Origin of the sequence: Heliobacterium chlorum, assembly GCF_014502795.1 — a bacterium.
GTDB classification, from domain to species: domain Bacteria; phylum Bacillota; class Desulfitobacteriia; order Heliobacteriales; family Heliobacteriaceae; genus Heliobacterium; species Heliobacterium chlorum.
Map to the genome: position 1 here is coordinate 39,172 of NZ_JACVHF010000008.1, position 24,105 is coordinate 63,276.

A 24,105-nucleotide genomic window follows, 5' to 3' on the forward strand; every position below is an offset into this window, starting at 1 on the left:
TACACCGTTCAAATATAATCGTTATGTACAATAGCGAAGGCTGCGACAACCGTGCACCGGATCAGAACATTGATTATTGTGGGATAGGCAGAGGGGCATAGAAATTGCCCCTCTATGATTGCCTGAAATCAATAGGCCCATTCTTTACTCATATCGCAGTGCGTCGATGGGATTTAAGCTGGCCGCTTTTCGTGCGGGATAGACCCCGAAAACAATCCCCACAAACATGGAGAAAAGAAAGGCAAAAAGGACCGGTGATAGGCTAACCTTGGCGGTTAACGGAGTGAGCCGACTGATCAATTCAGAGCCGCCAAGGCCGATTAGAATGCCGATGATCCCACCGGCTAGGCTTAACACAACCGACTCGATGAGAAACTGGCGCAATATGATGCCTCGCGTGGCTCCGATGGCTTTTCGAATCCCGATTTCCCGGGTACGTTCCGTCACCGACACCAGCATGATATTCATGATGCCGATTCCCCCGACGACCAGGGAGATGGCGGCAATGCCGGCGAGCAGTGCCGTCATCATGCTGGTCACCCCTTGAGCCGTATTTAAGATTTGTGCTTGCGAGGTGATTTGAAAATCATTATCCTCTTTCGGCGGTAGATTGTGTTGAATTCGTATGGCTGAAGTGATATCCGCTTGGGCTTGATCCATCAAGTCGGATGATTTGGCCGATACGAAAATTGTACTCACTTTGCTCATGTTAAACAAGCGGTTCATTGCCGTGGTCACAGGAATAATGATGCGATCGTCTGAACTCATTCCTCCTACGCTGCCCTGGCTGGTCAAGATCCCAATGATCGTAAAAGGCATCTGGTTAACCTCAATTTTTTTACCGATGACCTGCGCACTGGGATCTCCAAATAGATTGGCTACCACATCCGTTCCCACCACAGCCACGTTCGCTTGTCCTTGAACTTCAAACTTACTGAAAAAACGGCCCGATTGTAAATCGGTACTGCGTACCTTCGGGTAATCGGCGTTCGTTCCTTCGATGCTGGTAGAGCTATTCTCATTGCGATATACCACCTGTGCCGTCTTTCGTACATCCGGTGACACGGCGGAAACCGTATTCAGCTTACTGATCGCGTTAACATCATCTAGCGTAAGCGTATTTAAAGAGCCGGCCCCCAATTTTATGCCGCCTTGGGTGGCTTGTCCCGGTGATACTATCAGCAAATTGCTTCCTAAGCCTTGGATCTGATCGGAGATACTATTGGAGGCACCTTGTCCGATAGCCACCAGCGTGATGACTGCTGCAACGCCGATGATAATCCCAAGAGCTGTCAAAAAGGAACGCATCTTGTTGACTTTGACGCTTCGGAGGGACAGGCGTAAGCTTTCCAAATAATTCAACTAAGCCACCTCCTCAGGGAGGGCCGCCGTCCGGCGATCCATTACCGGACCGTCTTCAATGATCTGTCCGTCCCGGAACCGAACAATTCTTTTGGCGTATTGGGCGATGTCCGGTTCATGGGTCACTAAGATGACCGTTTTGCCGGCGTCGTTGAGGCGTTGGAAAATACTCATGATTTCCATACTCGTCCGGGTATCCAAGGCTCCTGTTGGTTCATCAGCCAGAAGAATCACCGGTTCGTTTGCCAGCGCTCTTGCAATGGAGACGCGCTGCTGCTGACCTCCGGAAAGTTCATTCGGTTTGTTGTGAATCCGTTCACTTAGCCCCACCGCCATTAGTGCCTCCAAGGCCCTCCGCCGTCGCTCTTTTGTACCGACACCAGCATAAAGCATGGGAAGTTCCACGTTTTCTACAGCTTCCGTCCGAGGAAGCAGGTTGAAACTCTGAAATACGAATCCTATTTTGTGATTCCGAATGCGAGCAAGTTCGTCGTCATGAGCTTGGGATATGGCCTGTCCATCAAGAAAATATTCGCCCGATGTTGGTTTATCCAAGCACCCAATCACATTCATCATCGTTGACTTTCCCGAACCAGAGGGACCCATGATGGCGACGAACTCACCCTCATGGATCGCTACACTTACACCTCGGAGGGCATGAATCTCCTGGTCACCAATGCGGTAGATTTTTTTTAGGTCTTGTATCTGGATGACCGAGTTCACCTTTATTTCCCTCCCTTGGCAGAAAGACCTCCCATTGCTTTGGAGGACCCGCCGCCGAGGCTAAATCCGCCAGTTGCCTTTTTATCGGCAGAGCTTGGAAGACTCATGGCAACTTTATCTCCTTCGCTCAATCCAGAGGTGATTTCGACCCGATCACTGCTAAAAAGACCGGTCGTGATAGGACGGAACGTAACGTTGGCGTTTGTGCTAGCTGTGGAGCTAGTATTTTTATTTTGCTTTGCCCCACCGTTAGTTGCGGCATCATTGGAATCGGAGACATAGACGCCGTCCTGCCCATTTACCTCTTTCAACACTTGCGCAGGTACAAACAAGACATTGTTATGAACACCGGTGATTATGGTCACGTTCGTCGTCATGCCTGCTTTCAGTAAGCCTTCGTTGTTATCGACGGAAAGGAGCACGTTATAACTGGTAACACCGTTTTGCGTGGTCGCTTCCGGATAAATCATCAACACTTTCCCGTTAAAAGTCTTATCGGGATAGGCCGAAGAACTGAATTCAGCCTTTTGACCGCTTTGCAGTTTACCCACGTCAGTCTGGCTGACTTGAGCCATCACCTGCAGGTTATGGGTATTCGCGTCATTCAAAATAACGACAGGATTGCTAGCCGAGGGAATCTCACCCACTTTGCCATTGACTTGCGTGACGATCGCATCAATTGGCGATGTCAACGTATAGTTGTTCAAAGCTGCTTGTTGCTGTTGAAGCTGTGCTTGCGCTTGAGCCACTACCGCTTGGGCAGCCAGAATCGTGTTGCTGTCTGGAGGAGCTTGAACTTGATTGAGTTGGGCTAGAGCAGATTGATAAGCTGCTTCCGCTTGATCGACGTTGTTTTTTACGGAATCAAGCTGCGCTTTTGCCTGTGCTCGGTTTTCGTAATTTTGTTTCGCATAGGATAGATTCTGTTGTGCTGCGTTATAGGCAGCTTGTGCTTGATCCAAAGCGGCTTGAGACTGCTTGACAGCCGCCTGCATTTGAGCGACCACATTCACATCAGGGCCTGCCTCCAGATTATCCAACTGCTTTTGGGCATTCGCCAGATTTGCTCTCGCTTGGTTATAAGCGGAACGAGCTTGGTTAAGGACAGATTGAGCTTGATCGATCTGTTTCTGAACATCTAGACTGGTCGAATTCGAAGCATTATTGGCCGATGTTGCTGTTGCATAGGCATAGTCTAACTGATTCTCTGCGGTGTTCAGTTGATCCCGGGCATTATCCAACTGTTCTTGGGCCACATCGACACTCGTCCGGGCTGCATTTACGTCTGCGTCGGAAGGCCCTTTTTGGGCGGCAGCCAGTTTCGCATTAGCCCCTTCTAAGCCCGCTTGGGCCGATTGGACTTGAATCTTGGCGTTATCTAATTGATTCTGTGCATTGGTCACAGCTTGTTGGGCTGCCGTCCGATCATTGTAGAGTACCCATTGATTTTCATAGGCTTGTTTGGTCCCATCCCAAGCGGTTTTCGCTTTATCTACGCTGGCTTGCTGTACTGCAATCGCCTCTGCTGTAGCTCCCTGGCGGGCTTGAGCCAGTTTTGCTTGGGCAGAGATGACGTTCGCCTGGGCATTGGCGACTTGTGCTTTTACGGCAAGGCTATCTACAGTGGCTAATACTTGACCCGCTTTGACTTGTTCGCCTACTTTCGCGGTAATTGACGTCAGTCTACCGGAACTTCCGGAAAAACTCATCTTTATTTGTTCCGGCGTCTGGACAGTGCCTGAGGCTGAGACTGTTTCCGTAACATCCCCTCGCTCCACGGAAGCCCACTGGACCAAGGAAGCCTTTTCCTTGGCTGCCACTTCTTTAGCGTAAACACCGTAGCCTGTACCGGCGATGAGGAGAACGCCGATTCCCACTGCAACTAGCTTTCGCTTTACCATTTCCGGTTTCGCTCTCCTTAATCATAGATTGTTCAGATTAACAGTGCAAAACATAGTGAGACATTTTGCATACAAGAATATTACAATTCTGTATTGACGAATACTAGGGCATCTTTCCGGGAGCAATCCCATATATATGCAAGTTAGCTGAGTGACGGATAGCAGCATCGAGAAAAACAGCGAGAGAGACTAAGAAATTCACTAATATCGATAAGGATGGTACAATCGAGCACACACGGTCTTTCAGTCGCTACGCTCGCCTCTCGAAGCGTTGGAAACTCCCGGGAATATCCTCTACAATAGTGATGAGTCAAGTCTTCTTGTAATACACATGAAACGTGACTGTCATCAGGGTACCCACACCATAGAGACTACAACCACCGGGATCTAAGAAGGAGAGTTGATTTAATCATTGGGTAGGCAAGCGTTAGACTTGCTAAAACAGGCCAACTTCACGGCGCTGCAGAGCGCCCTGGGCAACTACCTGCTTGCAGTGTTCAAGTGGGCGGCCTGTCAGGCGACTGGCTCCCCGGCTATGCAAGCCGAAGCTGTCCATAGTTTCAACGATGGTTCGGCACAGGCCGCCGTTTTTCTCGGCTCTGTCTGCGCCGCCCGCAAACCGAATCCCTCGTTCCCCAACGGTTTTGGCCGTCTGTCCAACCTAATCGTACTTTTTGTATCCATCTTTATGGGAGTAAACTCTGTTAAAACGATTCAGCATGGTTACGAGGCTATATTTCTCTACCCTCATTCAACGGCGGGCAGCGGTTTCTGGTGGAACCAGGCCGTTTTAGCCGCCTCTTTGCTCGTCGATGGCTATGTGTTATACCAGGCTATGAAAGACATCGGCAGAGAGGCCGAAACAGAGGCCCGAGGAATCGCTTTGATCAAGTTGTCTTTCGAAAAGTATCACTTAGCTTCTCCTGAAACTCGTCTCGTCTTTTTCGAGGACTTACTCGCCACAGCCGCTATCGTCATCGCCAGCACCGGCATCACCTTGTCCCATCTAAATATCTTCCCTTGGGGGGACGGATTGGCGGGACTGATCATCGGTGTATTGCTGTTTGGTATCGCTGTAAAAATCGCTTGGGAGAATATTAAAGGTCTCATCGGTTTTACGGCTCCTGAAGAAGTGGTCGATGAAATCGCCGATGCCATCATGGAAGTCGACGGTGTTGAGGATGTCTATGAACTGGATGTGGTCCAGGAAGGTTCTTACCTAGATGTGGACGGAACCATTGAACTTCCGGAACACATGTCTGTCGCTCAAGCTGAAGACGTGAAATATGAAATCGAAAATCGTTTGAAAAAAATCTACCCCAATATTCACAATGTAACGCTAAATATTCAAGAAGACGATGCATTGAGCCGTTGGGGTTCTCGGGAATATGGTCGGCTCCGCCGAAAAAGACCAACTGGCAAAAACGATTCGCTTCACTCATCTCACCGTGGTCGTGAAGATAGAGGCGCAGCGGCGGCCAGTTAGTTCATAGGTGCTAAAGGGCGCCCCTCCTTACAAAGGAGAGGCGCCTTTGTTTATTTTTGGAAAAAAGCATCAGCGGCCTATTCAACTCATAATCCTGTAGTGGAGGTGACGCCAATGAAACATATCGGGAAGAATGGGACCTACATTGGCAAGCAAACTCTCTTACGTTACAGCGATGAGAATACAACACTTGAACCGTACAAAGAAACGGACGAACAAAATGACGGGGTACATTGTGACCAATCCAATTCGAAAAACACACCCCATTCTTAAAATGAAACTCGATTCAACCGAATGCTTCCGTATCGACACTCCCAGCCCCTTCGGCTGGGTTTAAATTTTCAATAGGAGGCGCGCCAGGAATGATATTGGTGGCAAAACGAAGATGGGTATTGGCTATAGCAGCGATCATCCTTGCCGCGATCGGTTCAGGCTTATATTGGTATTTCCGTTCTACTCCCTCTCCCCCTCCCTCGGAAGAACCAGTAGCTCTTCCTCCCCTTCACGGGAAAAAAATTCTCATCGATGTGGGCCATGGTGGAATCGACGGCGGCGCGAATACCAAAGACGGAACCTTAGAAAAAACGATCAATCTCCATGTATCCTTAGCCCTCAAGCAAGCGATTGAAAAGCGAGGCGGCGAAGTCATCATCAACCGTGAAACGGATCAAGATTTAAGCAACCTCCCCCCCAATGATCCTCGCCGTTACCGCACCGATTTGAACAACCGTATCGATTGGGCCAATCAAAATAAAGGAGACTTACTGCTGAGCCTACATATGAACTCTTCCAGTAGTCCCAATGTACGCGGCTCCATTCTGCTCTATCATCCCCAAGAGCCTCACACGCCTCAATCAAAAGAATTAGCTCTGGTCTTGCAAAAAGAACTGAACAGCTTTTATTCGGGATATGCGAAACAGGGAGAAGTATACCGCCATCAGCCTGTGTTCGGTGATTACTATGTGCTAGAGTATACAAAACTGCCGTCGGTGATTGTTGAAATGGGCTTTATCACCAACGATAACGATCGGGCTTTATTCGGACAGAAGAACTTTCAAGATGCCATAGCTGAACGAATCGCCGAAGGGGTCGTTCGCTATTTCTCGAAAGCCCCAGCCCAGAAGGCGATGACCGATGATTTATCCCCCCAAGAGAGTCCGGAGATTTTGAACGTCGATAATCCCATGGAACCATTGACATCGACCGTATCCACAAACAATTCTCAAGGTAAGAAAGGGAAACTGGCCATCATTATCGATGATTTTGGCAATCATGCCAGTGGTGTCGATCGGTTCTTCTCCATCAACCGTCCGCTGACGATGGCCATCATGCCCTTTTTTGAGGACTCAAAAGAGCTGGCTGCCCGTGCCTATACCTTAGGTTTTGAGGTGATGGTACATATGCCGATGGAATCGAACCAAGTCCCTGTCACGTGGCATGGCCCTCGTTATATCGCTAAAGGGATGAGTCACGATGATGTTAAACATATTCTCGATGATGCAAAAAGCATCATGCCCTTCGCCATCGGTGTGAATAACCACATGGGAGTCGGCGTGAGCCAAGATAAGACGTCCGCTCGGTTTACCCTGGAGGAAATCAAAAAACACCAGTGGATTTTCGTAGACAGCCGTACCACTGATGATTCGGTCTTTCCGAGTCTGGCTAAGGAAGTGCACGTCCCCTTGTTGCAGCGGAATGTCTTTTTAGACCATGATAAGGGCGGCTCCGTCGAGACCGTAAAACAGCAGTTGTTGGAGGCGGGAAAACTGGCTTTGCAAAAAGGCCAGGCGATCGCGATTGGGCACGTAGGCGGTCAAGGGCCTTACACCGCGCAGGCGATTCAAGAGATGATTGCTCCGTTGGAGCAAATGGGTGTGGAATTTGTTTTTGTTTCAGATCTACTGCTGAATAACCCTTAGGAAATTCTCAGAGATTAATTTCAATTGAGCAGCAGGAAAAACTTCTACATTAAACGAACTTCTGGGCAGATTATGTAATATGTAGTGCAAGGAGGACCTCCTATGTTCACTTCTCTGCCCGAGTTCTTTCAAGTCTGGCGTGCCGAATCAGAAGGGACCCTGCGAATTTTTAGTGCTCTTACAGACCGTTCACTACAACAGTCTGTCACCGCTCAAGATCGAACTTTAGGGCGCATCGCCTGGCACATCGTCACCACGATTCCAGAGATGATGGCTCGAACAGGCTTGGAGTTCTCCTCTATAGACCCAGACTCTCCTGTTCCCGCCACTGCCCAGGAAATTGTAGAAGCCTATAGGCTGTCCAGTGAGAACTTACTGTCCTCTATCGGGCGTTCTTGGACGGACGACACTCTTCAAGCGGAACGAAATCTATATGGAGAGTCGTGGAAGAATAGCTTTACGTTACAAGTCTTAATCAACCATCAGATTCATCACCGGGGACAGATGACCGTTTTAATGCGTCAAGCTGGTCTAGCTGTGCCTGGAATCTATGGGCCCTCCCGGGAAGAATGGGGTCAATACGGAATGGAAACCCCAGAACTATAGGAATCTAGTGACTGCTTTATCGCAGTGCTAAAAAAGTCGGCCCTTTTTGGGGCCGGCTTTTTTGTATGGTTTTTCAGCAGGTTGTACAGGATAAGCGTAATGAAATCGCTGTGAAAGGGGATCGAGGGATTGCAACGAGAAAATTTAGGTATTCTGTGGCTGCTCATTCGGCTTTGGCTTGGTTACGAGTGGTTATCATCCGGTCTAGAGAAAGTTGGCAACCCCGCATGGACGGGAGAAAGTGCTGGTACAGCGGTGACCGGTTTTTTGAAAGGTGCTCTTGCCAAGGCGGCTGAAGGCCCCCATCCGGAAGTCCACGGCTGGTACGCCAATTTGATCAACAGCATCGCTTTACCGAATGCCAAACTCTTTTCATACCTCGTTTCTTTTGGCGAAGTTCTCGTAGGCATCGCCCTGATTCTTGGCCTGTTTACGACTTTTGCTGCCCTCATAGGTGCCTTTATGAATCTAAATTACCTCTGGGCCGGTACATCGAGCACTAATCCGGAAATGCTTGTCTTACAACTGCTCTTGCTCACTGCAGGTCCCGTCGCCGGCATCATCGGTTTAGATCGGTTTATTCTCCCGGTCCTTCGTGAACGATTCCGACGTAATAAGTAGATTTCCAAACCTTTTCGGGGATTTTAGATCCCCCTTTTTTAATTTTTACACTATTAGTGAAAAAGGGATCTTCGAAACTAACGGCGAAAAGTTACATAAAGAATGAATGCGGTGTTTCCATTGGAGGGATTAGGCGAATGAACTTAAGCGAAGAGGCAGCCTTTGAATTAGTTGATTTCATCTTAGAACAGACTGGTTTTGATACGATTGTCTGCGATTCAAGTGGTCGAATTATTGCCGACTCAAAACGCAACCGAGTCGGTATCATCCATATGGGTTCCCAAAAAATTATGAACGGCAACATCGATAGGTATCCCATTACCGCCGAAGATGTGGCAAATTCCAATGGGACTTTAAAAGAGGGGATCAATCTAGCTGTTAAATTTAACGGACAAAAGATTGGCACCTTTGGTATTGCCGGAACGATAGAAATAGTAGAGCCCGTTGCCAAAATCGCCTCTGGGCTGCTGGCCAAAATGCTCCAAGATGAATCGACAAAAAGGACCCTGCAGTCGGTTATCCTGGAAATGACCCACGCCGTGGAAACTGCTGCTGCTTCCGTCGAAGAGCTTTCCGCATCGTCTCAAGAGTTGGCGGCGAATAGCCAATCTTTAAACCATATTTCCGAAGAAACGTTGACTCATGTCAAGGCTACTGCAAACGCCATTGGATTTATCCAGCGAATTGCCAATCAGACCAAACTGCTTGGTTTAAACGCTTCCATCGAGGCTGCCCGGGCCGGTGAACAAGGACGGGGCTTCGCCGTCGTGGCCAGTGAGGTTGGGAAGTTAGCCGAGGAAAGCGGTACTTCAGCCCGAGAAATCAATCAAATTTTAGTGCAATTTAGAGAAAATATCGGTAAGGTGACTGTCGGTGCCCAGCAAAACAGCACCGTCGCTGAGGAACAGTCTCGAGCTACTCAGGAGATCGCCGAAATGGTCGATTCGCTAAATCTCATTTCCGAAAAGCTCTCCACGTTAGCTTCCCAGTTATAAATCGTCAACGTAAAAAAGCGAAGGATGGCGTGCTGTTCCATCCTTCGCTTTCATTATGCCTATGATGTTCTGTTACTACATCAATGGCCGTGCCGGTTCCGATATTTCGGACAGGGCGTCTCCGGCTTCATTTTGGAAGATATTCGTCACCGCTAAGTCGCCTAGAGCAACAATACCTACCAAACGATCATTCTCGACCACCGGGAGACGTCGGATTTGCCGCTCTGCCATCAAATCTGCTGCTGCATGGACATCCATATCCGGGCTGGCAGTGACGGGATCGGAAGTCATGGCGGCATGAATCCGTGTATTCTGGGGATCCTGCCCCTGCGCCACCACCCGCAAGGCGATGTCGCGGTCGGTGATGATGCCGATACATTTATCCCCCTGAACCACAGGTACTGCGCCCACGTCAAGTTGTTTCATGATTTTGGCCGCTTCGATGACGCTTTTGTCAGAGGAAATAGAGGTAATGTCCTGGGTCATTATTTCACGTAAGGGTCGCACTCAGCCATCCCTCCTCCAGCATACTTCTTCTGTTGCATCAGATAGCATGTCTCGATGAGAGACCTTTCATCCATCCGAGCGGGCCGATGGGAAAGGCTATAACGTGACCCTGCGAAAACAATGTGGTCTCTGGCTTCGGTTAGGACAGCCGTTCCAAAGCACGGCGACCAATATCTTTCCGGTAGTGAGCCCCGTCAAAATGGACCTTTTCTACTTGACGGTAGGCAAGTTCAATCGCTTCTCGAATTCCTTGTGCTTTGGCAGTGATGCCCAGGACACGACCGCCCGTCGTCACGATATGGTCCTCTTTTCGAGCCGTACCGGCATGGAAAATTTCCACTCCTGCGATGGGATTATCTAGTCCGGTGATAATATTTCCCTTTTCGTAGTCGCCAGGATAACCCTTTGCCGACATGACCACACAGACGGCGGCGTCAGTGCTCCAGGAAATAGATTGTTGTTCGAGACGTTTCTCCAATATTGCCTCAATAATATCGACGAGATCACTATCGAGACGCATGAGCACCGGCTGTGTTTCCGGGTCTCCGAAACGGGCGTTGTATTCGAGCACTTTGGGGCCTTCAGCGGTGATCATTAAGCCGGCATAGAGAACACCGCTGTAGGGGCGCCCTTCTGCCTTCATGGCTTCTACCGTCGGTTTTAAGATGCTCTCTTGGACTTGCTGGGCCAGTTCTTCCGTATAAACCGGCGCCGGTGAGTACGCTCCCATACCGCCCGTGTTCGGTCCTTCGTCATTGTCAAAGATGCGCTTGTGATCTTGCGCCGAAACCATGGGGATTACATGGTCACCATCAGTGAAGGCGAGGATACTGACCTCTTCGCCTTCCATAAATTCTTCAATGACGACACGGCTGCCAGCGGAACCGAAGGCATTCCCCTCCAACATGGAGCGGACCGCTTCTTTCGCTTCTGTCACATCTTTAGCCACGATGACCCCTTTACCGGCGGCTAGGCCATCAGCTTTCACTACACAAGGAGACCCAGCGATAGTTTTCCGGGCAGCTAGCTCGTCGACAAAAGCCAGCGCAGGTTCTACCTCAGTGAAAACGCCGTAAGCGGCCGTAGGAATCCCAAACTTTTGCATCAGATCCTTGGAGAAAGCTTTACTTCCCTCAATCTCAGCGGCTTTTTGAGTAGGTCCGAAGATCAGCATTTCATGATCGTTAAATACGTCAACAATCCCAGCAGACAAGGGCGCTTCCGGTCCGACAACAGTCAAATCGATCCGTTTTTCCCAGGCAAAGGTCAGAAGGCCCGTCACATCATCGGCTTTGATATTGACACACTTAGCGATTTTTTCGATTCCAGCATTACTAGGAGCACAGTAGACTTCAGACACACGAGGGCTCTGGCGTAATTTCCATACCAGGGCGTGTTCCCGTCCACCGCCGCCGACAACGAGGACTTTTAATCCGTTTGGTTTTAGTTTCTTCAAAGGGACTACCCCCGTATTAGTGTTTAAAGTGACGCATACCGGTGAAGACCATAGCGAGTCCAAGGCGGTTGCATGCCTCAATAGACTCGTCATCATGGATCGATCCGCCCGGTTGGATGACGGCAGTGATCCCGTATCCAGCCGCCGTTTCTACTGTATCTTTAAAGGGAAAGAAGGCGTCAGAAGCTAAGACAGCCCCTTCCGAGTCCGGTCGGCTGCTTTCCCCTTCGACCAGGCCCACCTTGGAAGCTTTCGCTTGTTCTAAAGCGATAAAGGCGGAACCGACACGGTTCATCTGCCCGGCGCCCACGCCGATGGCTACACCGTTTTTAGCGACGACAATCGCGTTCGACTTGACGTGTTTGACCACTTTCCAAGCGAACATCAGGTCGATCAGTTCCTCTTCTTCGGGTGCCCGTTCCGTTACTGTTTTCAATTCTTCTGCATTCACTTGACCTTGGTCAGCATCTTGAACGAGGTACCCACCGCGGATCTTCTTTACATCAAAGTTGGGCATTCCTGTTAAGGGACCCACTTCCATGATACGCAGATTCTTTTTCCGCTTTAATACATCCAAAGCGTCTTCATCATAAGAGGGCGCGATGATCGCTTCCATAAAGGTCTTGACGATTTCATTGGCTGTATCCACATCGACCGTGCGGTTGAGGGCGATAATCCCACCGTAGGCGGATACAGGATCAGCCGAAAGGGCTTTTACATAAGCTTCAACCAGATCTTTCCCAATGGCCGTGCCGCAGGGATTGTTATGCTTGATGATGGTCGCAGCCGGTTGAGCGAACTCTCGAACGAGTTCAAGAGCCGAATTTAAGTCCATGAGGTTGTTGAAGGAAAGTTCTTTGCCCCACAACTGTCTTGCCGTTCCTGCACCGGCTCCTTTAAAACCGACTTCTCGGTAGAAAGCGGCCTTTTGATGGGGGTTTTCCCCGTAGCGGAGATCCTGCACTTTTTCCACTTTCCCAGGAGCAAAGATCCCTGTGAAAGGATCCGCCTGGCCTTGCATTAGGTAGGCTGCAATCGCACTGTCATATTCCGCCGTATGAGCGAAAGCTTCTTGCGCCAGTGCCCGTCGGGTCTCATCGGACAGGGCTCCCGCTGCTTTCAGCTCATCTAAGACCGAGGTATACCGGCTCGGGTTGACGACAATGGTAACGTAGGCATGATTTTTCGCCGATGCCCGCACCATGGCTGGCCCGCCGATGTCGATATTTTCAATTGCCTCTTCCAAGGTGACACCTGGTTTGGCGATCGTCTGACGAAAAGGATAAAGGTTGACAGCGACCACATCGATCGGAACGATAGCGTTGTCTTCCAACTGTTGTAGATGGTCAGGAGTCCGGCGAGCTAAAATACCGCCGTGAACCTTCGGATGAAGAGTCTTCACTCGACCATCGAGGATTTCCGGAAAACCTGTAATTTCAGTCACATAAGTGACAGGAACGCCCGCCTCTTTGATGGTCTTATATGTACCACCGGTCGAGACAATCTCAAAGCCGAGTTCAACTAGGCCGCGGGCAAAATCGACAATACCGGATTTGTCCGATACGCTGAGCAGGGCTCGACGTTTCATTACCCTTCCCCTCCACTTGTCTCATTGATAAGGTCGACCTTTATGACCGTTTTACCGGATAATCACTCGGCGACCTACTACGGCTAACCGTTCTTTCGCCAACAGCTGCAATGCTTCTGGCAGAAGACGGTGTTCTTCTTTTAAAATACGTGCCGACAGAGTATCCTCACTATCATCCGGTTCCACTGGAACGACGGCTTGCTGGATGATGGGACCAGAATCGAGGCCCTCGTCGACGAAGTGAACCGTGCAACCGGAATAGCGTACGCCATACTGAACCGCCTGCCGTTGAGCATGTAATCCCGGAAATGACGGGAGCAAAGCCGGGTGAATATTGACGACTCGCCAAGGAAAAGCGTCAAGCAGTTCACCCGTTACAATACGCATGTATCCGGCCAGGACGACCGTATCCACGAGGACACTTTTCAGTAGTTCAACGACCTTGCGATCGTAAACCGGTCGCTCGGGATAATCGGCAGGCGGAAGATGAACGGCTGGAATGCCCCGGGAAGCGGCCCGCTCCAAGGCATAGGCATTCTGCTTGTCCGAGATGACCATAGCCACTTGCGCGTCCAACTTCCCAGCATCGATAGCATCTAGGACGGCTTGAAGGTTTGATCCACGGCCAGAGGCCAGCACGCCTAGTTTTAAGGTCATTCCCCTTCCTCCCGGCTCCAGGGCATCGTACCACGGTAAATTACTTTCGGCGCTGCCTCCGACCCTTCGGCACTCTCTTCAATCACACCGATGGGGAAGCACTGTTCACCCTGAGCGGTCAACAGTTCCGATACCCGTTCTGCGTCGTCAGCCCTTACGATGACGGCAAGACCAATACCGCAGTTGAAGGTCCGAAGCATCTCGCTCTCGGCTACGTTTCCTTTGGCTTTTAGTGCCGAAAAAACGGGCGGAATCGGCCATTGTCCCAGTTCGATGGCCGCCTGAACACCCTTGGGAAGAACTCTGGGGACGTTTTCAGTGATACCGCCGCCAGTGATATGAGCCATGCCTTTGATGTCGATTTCTTTGAGTACCGACAAGACCGGTTTCACATAGATCCGAGTCGGTGTGAGCAACTCTTCCCCTACCGTTTTTCCCAGTTCCGGTAGGAACGTATCCGTATTATGGCCGCAATGGTCAAAAAATACCTTGCGAGCTAGCGAGTAACCGTTACTATGCAGACCAGATGAAGGGATACCGAGAATGACATCGCCGGGACAAATGGTCGAGCCGTTGATAATTTTTTTCCGGTCGACGACTCCAACCGTGAACCCAGCCACATCATAATCTTCTTCAGCGTAAAAACCGGGCATTTCTGCCGTCTCACCGCCGATGAGAGCGCATCCGGCCTGACGGCACCCTTCAGCGACGCCGGAGACGATAGCAGCAACCTTCTCCGGTGTTAATTTTCCTACCGCGAGGTAATCTAAAAAGAAGAGCGGTTCAGCCCCCTGAACGAGAATGTCGTTCACACACATAGCTACACAGTCGATGCCGATCGTGTCGTGACGGTCCATCATCATGGCCACGCGCAGCTTCGTACCAACCCCGTCGGTGCCGGAAACAAGGACAGGTTCTTCGTACTGTTTGGCATTGAGGGCGAAGAGTCCACCAAAACCGCCGATATCGGTAAGCACTTCCCGACGGAAGGTGCTTTTTACATGTCCCTTCATCATTTCGACAGCCTGGTTGCCGGCGGTGATGTCAACGCCGGCTTGGGCGTATGTGAGGCCTGTTGTTTTTTCTGTTTCCGTCATCATCATCCTCCTAGCAGCCGCAACCTTCCATAGTGTACTTGTCCAAACCGACCGGAATTTCTATTGGATATTCCCCGTTGAAGCAGGCCATGCAATAGGTATTGCGGGAAACGTTGGCATTTTGCTCTGTCATGGCCGCGAGGAGCCCTTCCTCGGACAAGTAATGGAGACTGTCGGCACCAATCATTTGACGAATCTCTTCCACTGTTTTGGTGGCCGCAACCAGTTCTTTCCGCACAGATGTATCGATGCCATAGTAACAAGGCTGGGTAATCGGCGGCGAAGAAACGAGCATATGCACTTCTTTGGCGCCAGCTTGGCGAAGCATCTGCACGATTTTACCGCTCGTTGTCCCCCGCACGATGGAGTCGTCGATCATGATTACCCGTTTTCCTTCTACAGCCTTGGCGACAGCATTTAGCTTCAGCCGTACTGCTTGACTGCGCATCTCCTGGGTAGGCTGAATGAAGGTTCGTCCCACATAGCGGTTCTTCATCAACCCTTGGTCAAAAGCCACGCCTGATTCTTCGGCATAGCCCAAGGCAGCCGCCGTGCCTGAATCAGGGACTCCGATGACGATATCGGCCTCAATGGGGCATTCACGAGCCAGTTGACGACCCATGGCACGCCGAGCTCGGTTCACACTGATTCCGTCGATGAGAGAATCAGGACGGGCAAAATAGATATATTCAAAAATACAAGCCGCTCGGCGAGGCTGGGACAAGGCTTTGATCGAGGTCAGCCCGCTGCCGTCGACGACGACAATCTCGCCAGGTTCTACATCGCGGATAAAGGTGGCTCCTAAGGTATCCAAGGCGCAGGATTCGGAAGCGATGATATAGGCGCCGTCCAAACGGCCGATGCAGAGAGGACGTACACCGTGAGGATCCCGCAAGGCGAGCATACGGTTTTCTGTCATTACGATCAAGGAATAAGATCCTTTGATATCGACCATCGTCTTGATGAGGGCTTCTTCGAGGGAAGACTGGCCGTACCGGGCGAGCAGGTTGACGATAACTTCTGTGTCCGTCGTCGTTTGAAAGACAGCACCGGTCAATGCGAGATTTTGGCGCATTTCGGAGGCGTTGGTAAGATTACCATTGTGAGCCACCGCCATCATCCCTTTGGAATAGCGGAAAATCAGCGGTTGAGCATTGGCTAAAAGGCTGGAACCGGTCGTCGAGTAGCGGACATGGCCGACGGCCACATGGCCCTTCAGTTCCTCCAACTTACGCTCGTTGAAGGCCTCTGTTACGAGACCCATGCCTTTATGGAACTCAATTTCCCGGCTGTTACCAACGGCAATGCCGGCGCTTTCCTGTCCCCGATGCTGCAAGGCATAAAGACCAAAGTAGGCCAACCGAGCAACATCTTTCCCAGGACCGTAGATTCCGATGACACCGCACTCTTCCCGCATCTTATCCCAAGGGAGATCGTGGGTTAGGTCAATTGACATGTTTTGGCCTCCCGCCAGTATTTTATAGGGGAAAATGAATCGAAATTCTCCTGTTCAGGACGATTAGTCCTGCAATTTGCCTTCCAAGCGGCGGAGGATTTCCCGATATGCTTCTTCCAACCCGCCCAAATCACGGCGAAAGCGATCTTTATCGAGTTTTTCTTTGGTGTCTTTGTCCCAGAAACGGCAAGTGTCCGGCGAAATTTCGTCACCGAGCAGCACCGTTCCATTGTGCAAACCAAATTCTAGTTTGAAGTCGACCAAGTCAATATTCAGACTGTCCATGAATTCTTTCAAGATCTCGTTTACTTTTAAAGCGATCGCTTTGATCGCATCCATCTGTTCCGGCGTGGCCCATTCGAGAGCAGCGATATGGTATTCGTTGATCATGGGATCGCCTAATGCGTCATCTTTATAGTAAAATTCCAATACCGGTTTAGCCAGTAAAGTCCCTTCCGGTTGTCCAATACGTTTGGATAAAGATCCGGCAACAATGTTCCGGGCGACAACTTCGACCGGGATGATTTCCAGTGATTTGACCAGCATCTCCCGATCGTTCAACAGTTCCACGAAGTGAGTCGGAACGCCCTGTTTCTCGAGGTATTGGAAAAAGAGGGCTGAGATACGGTTGTTCAAGATGCCTTTGTTATCGATTTCGGCTTTCTTTTCGCCGTTAAAGGCGGTCGCCGAATCTTTGTATTGAATCCAATAGATGTTCGGATCGTCGGTCCGGAAGACTTTTTTGGCTTTTCCTTCGTACATTTGTTCTTGTTTTTGGACAGTGGTCATCGTATGCACTCTCCTTTAGTTCTTATTGAAAGCTTCAAGTACCTATTACAGCCCTACACGCTTAAACAGTGTGTCGACATGCTTGATGTGGTAGTCGTAGTCGAAAAGGCCTTCCACTTCTTGATCATTTAGCTTGGCCATGATTTCTTCGTCTTTAAGAACCAGTTCTTTGAAGGGTACTTTGATCTCCCAAGCTTTGAGGGCGTTGCGCTGTACCCAGTGGTAAGCCGTTTCGCGGAGAACGCCTTTGTCGACGAGAGCCAGCATGACCCGTTGGCTGTTGACCAGGCCTAAGGTTTTTTCTAGGTTGGCTTTCATGTTATCTGGGAAGACTTGCAGGTTCTTCACGATATCGATCATCTTAGCCAGCATGTAGTCCAGGAGAATGGTCGAATCGGGAATGATGACTCGTTCTACCGACGAGTGGGTGATATCCCGTTCATGCCAGAGGGCTACGTTTTCCAAAGCGGCGAGCGCATTGCCCCGGAGTACCCGTGCCAGACCGGCAACCCGCTCAGAGGTGATGGGGTTCTTTTTATGTGGCATGGCCGAGGAGCCTTTTTGACCTTTGGAGAAGGCTTCTTCCACTTCGTGAATGTCGGTACGCTGCAGGTTGCGCAGTTCCGTGGCGAACTTGTCCAGGGAACTGCCGATGACGGCGATAGTGCTCATGTATTCCGCATGGCGGTCCCGTTGAATGACCTGGGTCGAGATCGGAGCGGGACGCAGGCCTAATTTGCTGCAGGCAAATTCTTCGACACGAGGATCGATTTGAGCGAAGGTACCGACAGCACCGGAGATAGCTCCCACGCTGATGGTGTCAATAGCATGGTTCATGCGGTTGATGCAACGGCCTACTTCGTCATACCAGAGGGCCAGCTTTAATCCGAAGGTAACAGGCTCCGCATGAATTCCGTGGGTACGGCCGATCATGACGGTGTACTTATGCTCGACAGCCCGTTGGCCGATAACTTCGCGCAGTTTTTTCAGCTTTTGAACCAGCAATTCTCCGGCTTCTTTCATTTGCAGGGACAAAGACGTATCCAAAACGTCGGAAGAAGTCATCCCCATATGAACGTATTTGGATTCTTCACCGATGTACTCAGCGACACAGGTCAGAAAAGCTAACACGTCATGTTTGGTGATTTCTTCGATTTCGAAAATACGCTGCACATTGAAACCGGCCTTATCGCGAATGGCTTCATAGGCTTCCCGGGGGATTTTACCTAGTTCGGCCAACGCTTCACAAGCGGCCACTTCTACATCGAGCCATTTTTGAAAGCGGTTTTCATCTGCCCAGATAGCGCCCATTTCGGGCAAACTGTAACGATCGATCATGAATAGTACCTCCTCAGTTTTTCACAGCCAATATTGGTTGGCTTTTTTTCTGCAAAAATCTTTTTACCCATGAAAAGCTCTTATAAAAATATAAAAGCCCATGACGAGTTAGATTCCTCCGCTGTTACGCAAGGAACCTAACCGCCTGGGCTTTTTTCCCTCCGGTGTAAAAAGGGTTTATCAGACATCGGTCGCCTTTGACCCCTTTTTGCAGCGCTCGGTCCAGACCGTTTCCGCGGAACCCTAAGCTGCACTTCCTGTAATTTTCGATTTCTATTTTACCTTAAAAAACGGGTCTTGGCTCCCCTAATTTCGCATCTTTTTCTTCCACTTGACGAGCCATTTTTTGCTTATACCCTTTGAAAGCTTCTCGCAGTTCAGGATATTTGCCGCCAAGCATCTGAACAGCAAGCAGACCGGCGTTTTTTGCGCCGTTGACAGCCACGGTGGCGACGGGAACGCCGGGAGGCATCTGAGCGATAGCCAGAAGGCTGTCCCAGCCTTGCAAGGCGCCCGATTGAAGAGGTACTCCGATCACAGGTAGCGGCGTAAAGGCAGCCAACACACCCGGAAGATGAGCAGCCAAACCGGCCCCTGCTATCAATACTTCCAGCCCTCGTGCTTCCGCCGTTTCGGCATAACGGGCAGCCCGTTCCGGCGTACGGTGTGCCGAGGCGACCAGTATTTCTGCTTTTACACCAAACTCTTCGAGCGCTTCCACGGCTTCCTTCATGACCTTTAAGTCAGAATCAGAGCCCATCACAATGCCTACCAAGGGTTTGTTACCAATAGAACTCATGAACGCCCTCCTACGATACAGGTATACAAAAGTTATTCAACAAAAGCGAGACTTTCCCTTCTCAAGCACACAATACCAGAATAATCGACATCCTTCGAGTATGCAATCCCCAAAAAAGTAATTCGCGAAATCACAACCGAAAGAGGGATCATCCATTCTCACTCTCGGCGAGCTTTTCTCAGCTATTTAGTGTCCGCCCAGAGAAACATATCGCCAAATGACGAGTACAGTCAAGAGATACATGAGCCAATGGACATCTTTGCTTTTGCCAGTGGCAATTTTCAACAGCGTATAAAAGACGATTCCGGCGGCGATGCCGTTGGCGATGTTATAGGTAAAGGGCATGAAGGCAAAGGTTAAGAAAGCCGGCAGCGCCTCTGTAAAATCGTTAAAATCAATCTCCGTGATCGAAGAGATCATCAACACGCCGACGATGATCAAAGCTGGAGCCGTCGCTGCATCGGGTATCAGCTTAAAAAAAGGCGCCAGAACAAGAGCGAGAAGAAAGAGAACTCCTGTCGTCACGGAAGTTAATCCGGTCCGCCCTCCCTGTCCGATACCGGCTGCTGATTCCACGTAGGCTGTGATCGTCGATGTCCCTAAAAAGGCCCCTAAACTTACACCGAAGGCATCGACCAGCATGGCTTTGCCAATATGGGGAGACCGACCTCGTTCGTCGAGCAATCCCGCCTTTCCGGCGGTGCCGACTAAGGTGCCGAAGGTATCGAAGAGTTCCACGAAGGTAAAGGTAAGCACGACCGAAACCAGTCCCATTTCAAAGGCTCCCCGGAGATTCAGAGCGCCAACGGCTAAGTTGTTTAATGAAGGCCAAGTGAAGGAAAAATCACTGATTTTTGTGACCCCCATCGGTATTCCTAAGAGGGTCGTTGTCACTATCCCAATTAAGAGGGCTCCTCGGATATGCATCGCCATTAAAAGGGCTGTCAAGATTAACCCGATTAAGGCGAGCATCGTGTCGGGATGAAGCAAGCTGCCTAAGATCAGATCCCACTCGAAATAGAGTAGGTGTCCGTAACCGCCCGAACTCGTGACCTGACCTAGGGAAGGACCCAAATGCAAACTAGCCACGGTGAGATGGGAAAGTTTCATCCCGATGATCGTGATAAATAGACCGATACCGACGGTGATCGCTTTTTTTAGGGCGTGAGGAAATGCCTCCACCAGCAGCTGTCGCACCTGTGTCACCGTTAAAATAATAAAGATGACACCGGAAATAAAGACAGCGCCCAAAGCCACATCCCAAGGAATGCCGCCTGCCTGGGAGGCTACCACAGCAAAATAGGCATTGAGGCCCATACCTGGCGCCAATGCGATCGGAAAGTTCACGTACAAGCCCATAGCGATGGTGACAAGGCCTGCGCCGACACAAGTGGCAAAGAAAACAGCGTCTTTGCTCATTCCGGTAGCTGAGAGTATCCCCGGGTTAACGGCAAGAATATAGGCCATTGTCATGAATGTAGTCAGTCCGGCCAATATCTCTGTCGATAGGTCGGTTCCTCTCGCTTTCAGTTGAAACAGTTTTTCCAGCATCTCTTGGTTCTCCTTTAGGATGTAGTGATGGTGGGAAGGATATCAGGTAAGAAAGGAGCAGCCTATGAACATCGTCGAATTCTGGAATATTGCCCGTCCCAGTGCATGTTTTCGTTACGCCATAACCGTCGTCATCGCCGCCATCATTGAAAGAGCCCCTTCCTACTCACTGCCTCCCTTGTTTCTCGCAGGTTTTTTTTTCGTCGCCGGTATTTACACTCTCGATGACATCGAAGATGTAGAGGAAGATAGGATCAATCACCCGGAACGTCCACTCCCTTCAGGAAAACTGTCCTTGTCCTCTGCCCGCAGTTTCGGTTATAGCTGCCTCTTATTGTCAGTCCTTTTGACAGCGATCATGGACTCCTGGACGGCCTTGTTTATCCTCGTAATTTCCTTTGCTTCCGCTCATCCCCGGCTGCACCGGCTCTCGCAATGCCATTGGCTGGGACGAGGTCTTTCTATCTTCGTTTTTATCGTGTCCTCTTTCTACATGGGTGCTGCCGGAAGTACCGGCCCCATATCGCGCCGGCTCTTTTTGCTGGCTGTCGCGATTGGGGTTCTTCATCTGGCCACACGGGTCATCGGCGACGAAAGGGATCTGGAAGGGGATCGTGGACGGCTGCGAACATTGCCGAAGGCCCATCCGGCCCATTTTCGGTACTTTATCCGCTATACACTGATGCTGTCCGCCTTTTTGCTTCCCCTGCCCTTTTTCTTCGGTTTTACTGCTCTCTATCTGGTATTCTCTCTGCCCGTAGCTTTTCGTATCCTATTCCATGGACGAACATGGCGTGTGGACAACGCAGGTACCCGACCCAGCCATTTACTGGCCGCCGTCGTCTTTGTAGGCGCTCTGCTCAGCCGTTAGCCTTCTCTTATCGTGTGGCCCCTAAGATGCGAACTTTCACATCGAACTCAACCGGTATCGTCGGAAAAACTTCATGCCAATCCATAGAGCGCCATTCTTCGATATCTATCGGACGAACATAGCGACCGATATGAAACACATCGGCCCCCATCTGCTTTTGGGTCTTATCCATTAAAGCCTCCAAGTCGCGGTGCATCGCTTCAGTCGCCTGATCTCCCATCGCTTCAAAATCTTCTGTGGAATAGCGGACCTGAGGAGGATTAGCATCCGTTAGCATTCCGTCCATATCGACTTTAATGACGGCTCTATATTGTTTGGGTCCCACCCGCTCTACCTGATAGGTGCGCTTCACCGTTTGAACTCGCAGGGTAACATCACTAGATTTGTCATTTCGGCGATTCGCCTGTCCCTTCGTTTGAGGATCTGTTTTCTGGCTGCCTCCTTCGGGGGAATTAAAGTGAAAAGTATAAAGGTAGGGGGTTCGCTCTGATAAGACCATCATCATCAGGGCCGTCTCTTTGCTGTCCACTCGTCCGACCATCTTATCATAGTGAAATACGGCCGCTCCGTCGTAACTGACCTTTCCATCGACCAGACGGATATAGGGAGTGGTTATGCATCCGGTCCGATCAAGGTAGGTTCGATAGGCTTCCCATAGATGGACCCGGGCGATGCCCGCAGATTTTGTGTCACTGACCAGTTGGCTGACGATGATATTCCCGCCTTGTGTTCCTTCGATAGTTTTCGCTTTCTCCGTAAATAGGGATTGCAGATCGCTGGGGGTAACCATTACAAAGGCGTTATTTCGCACGGTCGGTTGAAACAAACTCCATGACAAAAAAGGGAATATCCCCTCTCGTGCCGCCCGTTCTGAAATGACAATGGCCCCAGTCAGTCCGAAGTCAAGAATCCTGGGCAGGCGTTTTTTTCCGCTTTCTATAGCGTCTTCGATCGTATCTCCCTCAAGACGGGGGGCTAAGATGGCTGGACCTGCTGTCGCTTGTGGACCTACCTGGGTGTTGGCATCAGACTGTTTCGGGTTGTGAATATCCGGAATGATAGCTACCGCTTTGTCTTCACCTTTATCAAAACCGATGACCATGACTAAGGCTCTTCGTTCGATGGGGCTCTGATCATAACAACCGGTCAGTATTCCTGCCAACAAACATAGCACAAGGATTCTACCCATTATTCCGTCTCCTTGGCTCTTCCTGAGAGAGGACATTGCTTTTTTTCATCACCGATATGATCAAAAAGAGCACCAGCAGCAGTGTCATCAGCCCCCCCCAAATGGGGCCTACATACATCAAAAAGTTACGAGCATTTTGAAAGGGCTCCATTGATGGTCGCAATGATAGAGCAGTGATGAAATAGGCCAAAACGACGGTGCGATAATTTTCCAATTGCAACCACTGACCGATGGCCCGTGCTCCCGTAACGATCAGGCCTGACATGGCCGTTGTCGTGGGAAACATCCATAACAGAATTAGAAGAATATCTATCCTCTGAAAAAAAACCATCTCCCGAAGGGTAGTCATTTTCACTTTTAGCGGTTGATCAAAGCTGGATGCCATCTCCATCCCTAACGTGCCGATGATCAAATAGAGCGTCACCAAGAGATACAAAAGCCCTAAAAGGGTCAACCCGATCAATATCCGGTAGAGTTTTTGGCTGTGGCCGATCGCGTCGTTCAGAAATAAGGCTAGGCCAAAGCCAAAAAAGACAGATAAGCTTCCATAAAACTCAGGTCTCATCCAGTAAGAAAAATCGAACTGGGTCAAAGGTCGAGCTAGGTTCGGATCAATATCTGAGGTGGAAAGAAAAAACATGATCGCCGTCAACGGAAAGATGATCACCAAATGCTCATCATTCGTCCGGGTGACGACTTCCGTTCCCATTAAGGCGATCCAACTGCTGATCGAGAGCAAGATCAGCATCAGCACGACGGGCGGTGTATTCGTTAAATGGACATCGGTAATCAATTCAGCAGCAATGCGGAATATCGGTAAAGGCAAGGCAAAGTGAATAAACACGAGTGGGGCTGTCGCGAGTATACTGATCGTGGGCCCTAACAGTTGCCGGGCAATGCCGACGATGTTGTCTCTCGGGAATTTGGCACAGATCATGCCGGCCAAGATTGTCGGAATAAGCGCCACGATAGCTCCGGAAAAAAGCGGTGCAAAAGGGTTATAATTGACCGTTTGCAGCAGGTAGCCATGATAATAGAGGCCGGCACCAGAAACAAAAAATGAGGCTATCAGCAATCCAATCTGGATCATGGAAATCTCTTCTTTATACATCAACGACCCTCTTCTTAACCATCCATGTTTTTCACCCTCTTGTATCTTTTCCCCAATCGAAAAAAGCATGCCCCAGAGGATTC

The 24,105-nt window shown here is 50.1% G+C and carries 20 protein-coding genes and 2 pseudogenes; 7 read left to right on the forward strand and 15 right to left on the reverse strand.

Going from position 1 to position 24,105, the window contains the following annotated elements; genetic code table 11:
* Nucleotides 1–144: 144 nt before the first annotated feature.
* The 3 genes from H1S01_RS09465 to H1S01_RS09475 are packed head-to-tail and all read right to left on the reverse strand — an operon-like array spanning nt 145 to nt 3,986.
* Entirely contained in the window at nt 145–1,362 is a 1,218-nt protein-coding gene (locus H1S01_RS09465; RefSeq protein ID WP_188039991.1) for an ABC transporter permease, read from the reverse strand.
* Nucleotides 1,363–2,085, reverse strand: coding sequence for an ATP-binding cassette domain-containing protein (locus H1S01_RS09470; RefSeq protein WP_188039994.1), 723 nt, complete (start codon nt 2,083–2,085; stop codon nt 1,363–1,365).
* 2 nt (nt 2,086–2,087) lie between these two features.
* Nucleotides 2,088–3,986 carry an efflux RND transporter periplasmic adaptor subunit gene (locus H1S01_RS09475; RefSeq protein ID WP_188039996.1) on the reverse strand — a complete coding sequence of 633 codons (1,899 nt, stop codon included), beginning with the start codon at nt 3,984–3,986 and terminating at the stop codon, nt 2,088–2,090.
* 412 nt (nt 3,987–4,398) lie between these two features.
* On the opposite strand from H1S01_RS09475, the gene H1S01_RS09480 reads away from it, so the two are divergent.
* The 6 genes and pseudogenes from H1S01_RS09480 to H1S01_RS22530 all read left to right on the forward strand — a co-directional run.
* On the forward strand, nt 4,399–5,472 hold the full coding sequence (locus tag H1S01_RS09480; protein WP_188039998.1) for a cation diffusion facilitator family transporter: 1,074 nt from the start codon (nt 4,399–4,401) through the stop codon (nt 5,470–5,472).
* A 362-nt stretch (nt 5,473–5,834) separates the two neighbouring features.
* On the forward strand, nt 5,835–7,391 hold the full coding sequence (locus H1S01_RS09485) for a divergent polysaccharide deacetylase family protein (protein WP_188040000.1): 1,557 nt from the start codon (nt 5,835–5,837) through the stop codon (nt 7,389–7,391).
* A 102-nt stretch (nt 7,392–7,493) separates the two neighbouring features.
* Complete coding sequence (locus H1S01_RS09490; RefSeq protein ID WP_188040002.1) at nt 7,494–7,997, forward strand: DinB family protein; 504 nt, start codon at nt 7,494–7,496, stop codon at nt 7,995–7,997.
* A gap of 129 nt (nt 7,998–8,126) precedes the next feature.
* A complete protein-coding gene (locus H1S01_RS09495) occupies nt 8,127–8,618 on the forward strand; it encodes a DoxX family protein (RefSeq protein ID WP_207732270.1) in 492 nt (163 codons plus the stop codon).
* Between the two features lie 137 nt (nt 8,619–8,755).
* Nucleotides 8,756–9,121: pseudogene (locus H1S01_RS22525) on the forward strand (sugar diacid recognition domain-containing protein); the annotation flags it as partial.
* Between the two features lie 171 nt (nt 9,122–9,292).
* A pseudogene (locus H1S01_RS22530) lies at nt 9,293–9,613 on the forward strand (methyl-accepting chemotaxis protein); the annotation flags it as partial.
* Nucleotides 9,614–9,688: 75 nt separating this feature from the next.
* On the opposite strand, the gene H1S01_RS09505 reads toward H1S01_RS22530, so the two are convergent.
* The 10 genes from H1S01_RS09505 to H1S01_RS09550 all read right to left on the reverse strand — a co-directional run bounded on the left by H1S01_RS09505 (nt 9,689) and on the right by H1S01_RS09550 (nt 20,851).
* Nucleotides 9,689–10,120 carry a CBS domain-containing protein gene (locus H1S01_RS09505; RefSeq protein ID WP_341479074.1) on the reverse strand — a complete coding sequence of 144 codons (432 nt, stop codon included), beginning with the start codon at nt 10,118–10,120 and terminating at the stop codon, nt 9,689–9,691.
* Between the two features lie 139 nt (nt 10,121–10,259).
* Nucleotides 10,260–11,576: a phosphoribosylamine--glycine ligase gene (purD, locus tag H1S01_RS09510; protein ID WP_243237182.1), complete on the reverse strand. Its 1,317-nt coding sequence runs from the start codon at nt 11,574–11,576 to the stop codon at nt 10,260–10,262.
* Between the two features lie 16 nt (nt 11,577–11,592).
* Nucleotides 11,593–13,164 (reverse strand): bifunctional phosphoribosylaminoimidazolecarboxamide formyltransferase/IMP cyclohydrolase, encoded by a 1,572-nt coding sequence (gene purH / locus H1S01_RS09515; protein WP_188040007.1) that lies wholly within the window; start codon nt 13,162–13,164, stop codon nt 11,593–11,595.
* Nucleotides 13,165–13,215: 51 nt separating this feature from the next.
* Nucleotides 13,216–13,821, reverse strand: coding sequence for a phosphoribosylglycinamide formyltransferase (gene purN / locus H1S01_RS09520; RefSeq protein ID WP_188040009.1), 606 nt, complete (start codon nt 13,819–13,821; stop codon nt 13,216–13,218).
* Nucleotides 13,818–14,918, reverse strand: coding sequence for a phosphoribosylformylglycinamidine cyclo-ligase (gene purM / locus H1S01_RS09525; RefSeq protein ID WP_188040010.1), 1,101 nt, complete (start codon nt 14,916–14,918; stop codon nt 13,818–13,820). Before purM ends, purN begins: the two co-directional genes overlap by 4 nt.
* Before the next feature lie 10 nt (nt 14,919–14,928).
* Nucleotides 14,929–16,374: an amidophosphoribosyltransferase gene (gene purF, locus H1S01_RS09530; protein WP_188040012.1), complete on the reverse strand. Its 1,446-nt coding sequence runs from the start codon at nt 16,372–16,374 to the stop codon at nt 14,929–14,931.
* 63 nt (nt 16,375–16,437) lie between these two features.
* Nucleotides 16,438–17,163 (reverse strand): phosphoribosylaminoimidazolesuccinocarboxamide synthase, encoded by a 726-nt coding sequence (gene purC / locus H1S01_RS09535; RefSeq protein WP_188040014.1) that lies wholly within the window; start codon nt 17,161–17,163, stop codon nt 16,438–16,440.
* 45 nt (nt 17,164–17,208) lie between these two features.
* Nucleotides 17,209–18,501 carry an adenylosuccinate lyase gene (gene purB / locus H1S01_RS09540; RefSeq protein ID WP_188040016.1) on the reverse strand — a complete coding sequence of 431 codons (1,293 nt, stop codon included), beginning with the start codon at nt 18,499–18,501 and terminating at the stop codon, nt 17,209–17,211.
* 283 nt (nt 18,502–18,784) lie between these two features.
* Complete coding sequence (gene purE, locus H1S01_RS09545; protein ID WP_188040019.1) at nt 18,785–19,300, reverse strand: 5-(carboxyamino)imidazole ribonucleotide mutase; 516 nt, start codon at nt 19,298–19,300, stop codon at nt 18,785–18,787.
* Nucleotides 19,301–19,486: 186 nt separating this feature from the next.
* Nucleotides 19,487–20,851, reverse strand: a complete 1,365-nt coding sequence (locus H1S01_RS09550; protein WP_188040021.1) for an NCS2 family permease — start codon at nt 20,849–20,851, stop codon at nt 19,487–19,489.
* A 64-nt stretch (nt 20,852–20,915) separates the two neighbouring features.
* On the opposite strand from H1S01_RS09550, the gene H1S01_RS09555 reads away from it, so the two are divergent.
* Nucleotides 20,916–21,722, forward strand: coding sequence for a UbiA family prenyltransferase (locus H1S01_RS09555; RefSeq protein ID WP_188040023.1), 807 nt, complete (start codon nt 20,916–20,918; stop codon nt 21,720–21,722).
* Between the two features lie 7 nt (nt 21,723–21,729).
* Here the strand turns inward: H1S01_RS09555 and H1S01_RS09560 are convergent, their stop codons facing one another.
* Entirely contained in the window at nt 21,730–22,911 is a 1,182-nt protein-coding gene (locus tag H1S01_RS09560) for a Ger(x)C family spore germination protein (RefSeq protein ID WP_188040025.1), read from the reverse strand.
* Nucleotides 22,904–24,022 carry a GerAB/ArcD/ProY family transporter gene (locus tag H1S01_RS09565; protein WP_188040027.1) on the reverse strand — a complete coding sequence of 373 codons (1,119 nt, stop codon included), beginning with the start codon at nt 24,020–24,022 and terminating at the stop codon, nt 22,904–22,906. The genes H1S01_RS09560 and H1S01_RS09565 overlap by 8 nt, the downstream gene beginning before the upstream one ends.
* Nucleotides 24,023–24,105: the final 83 nt, after the last annotated feature.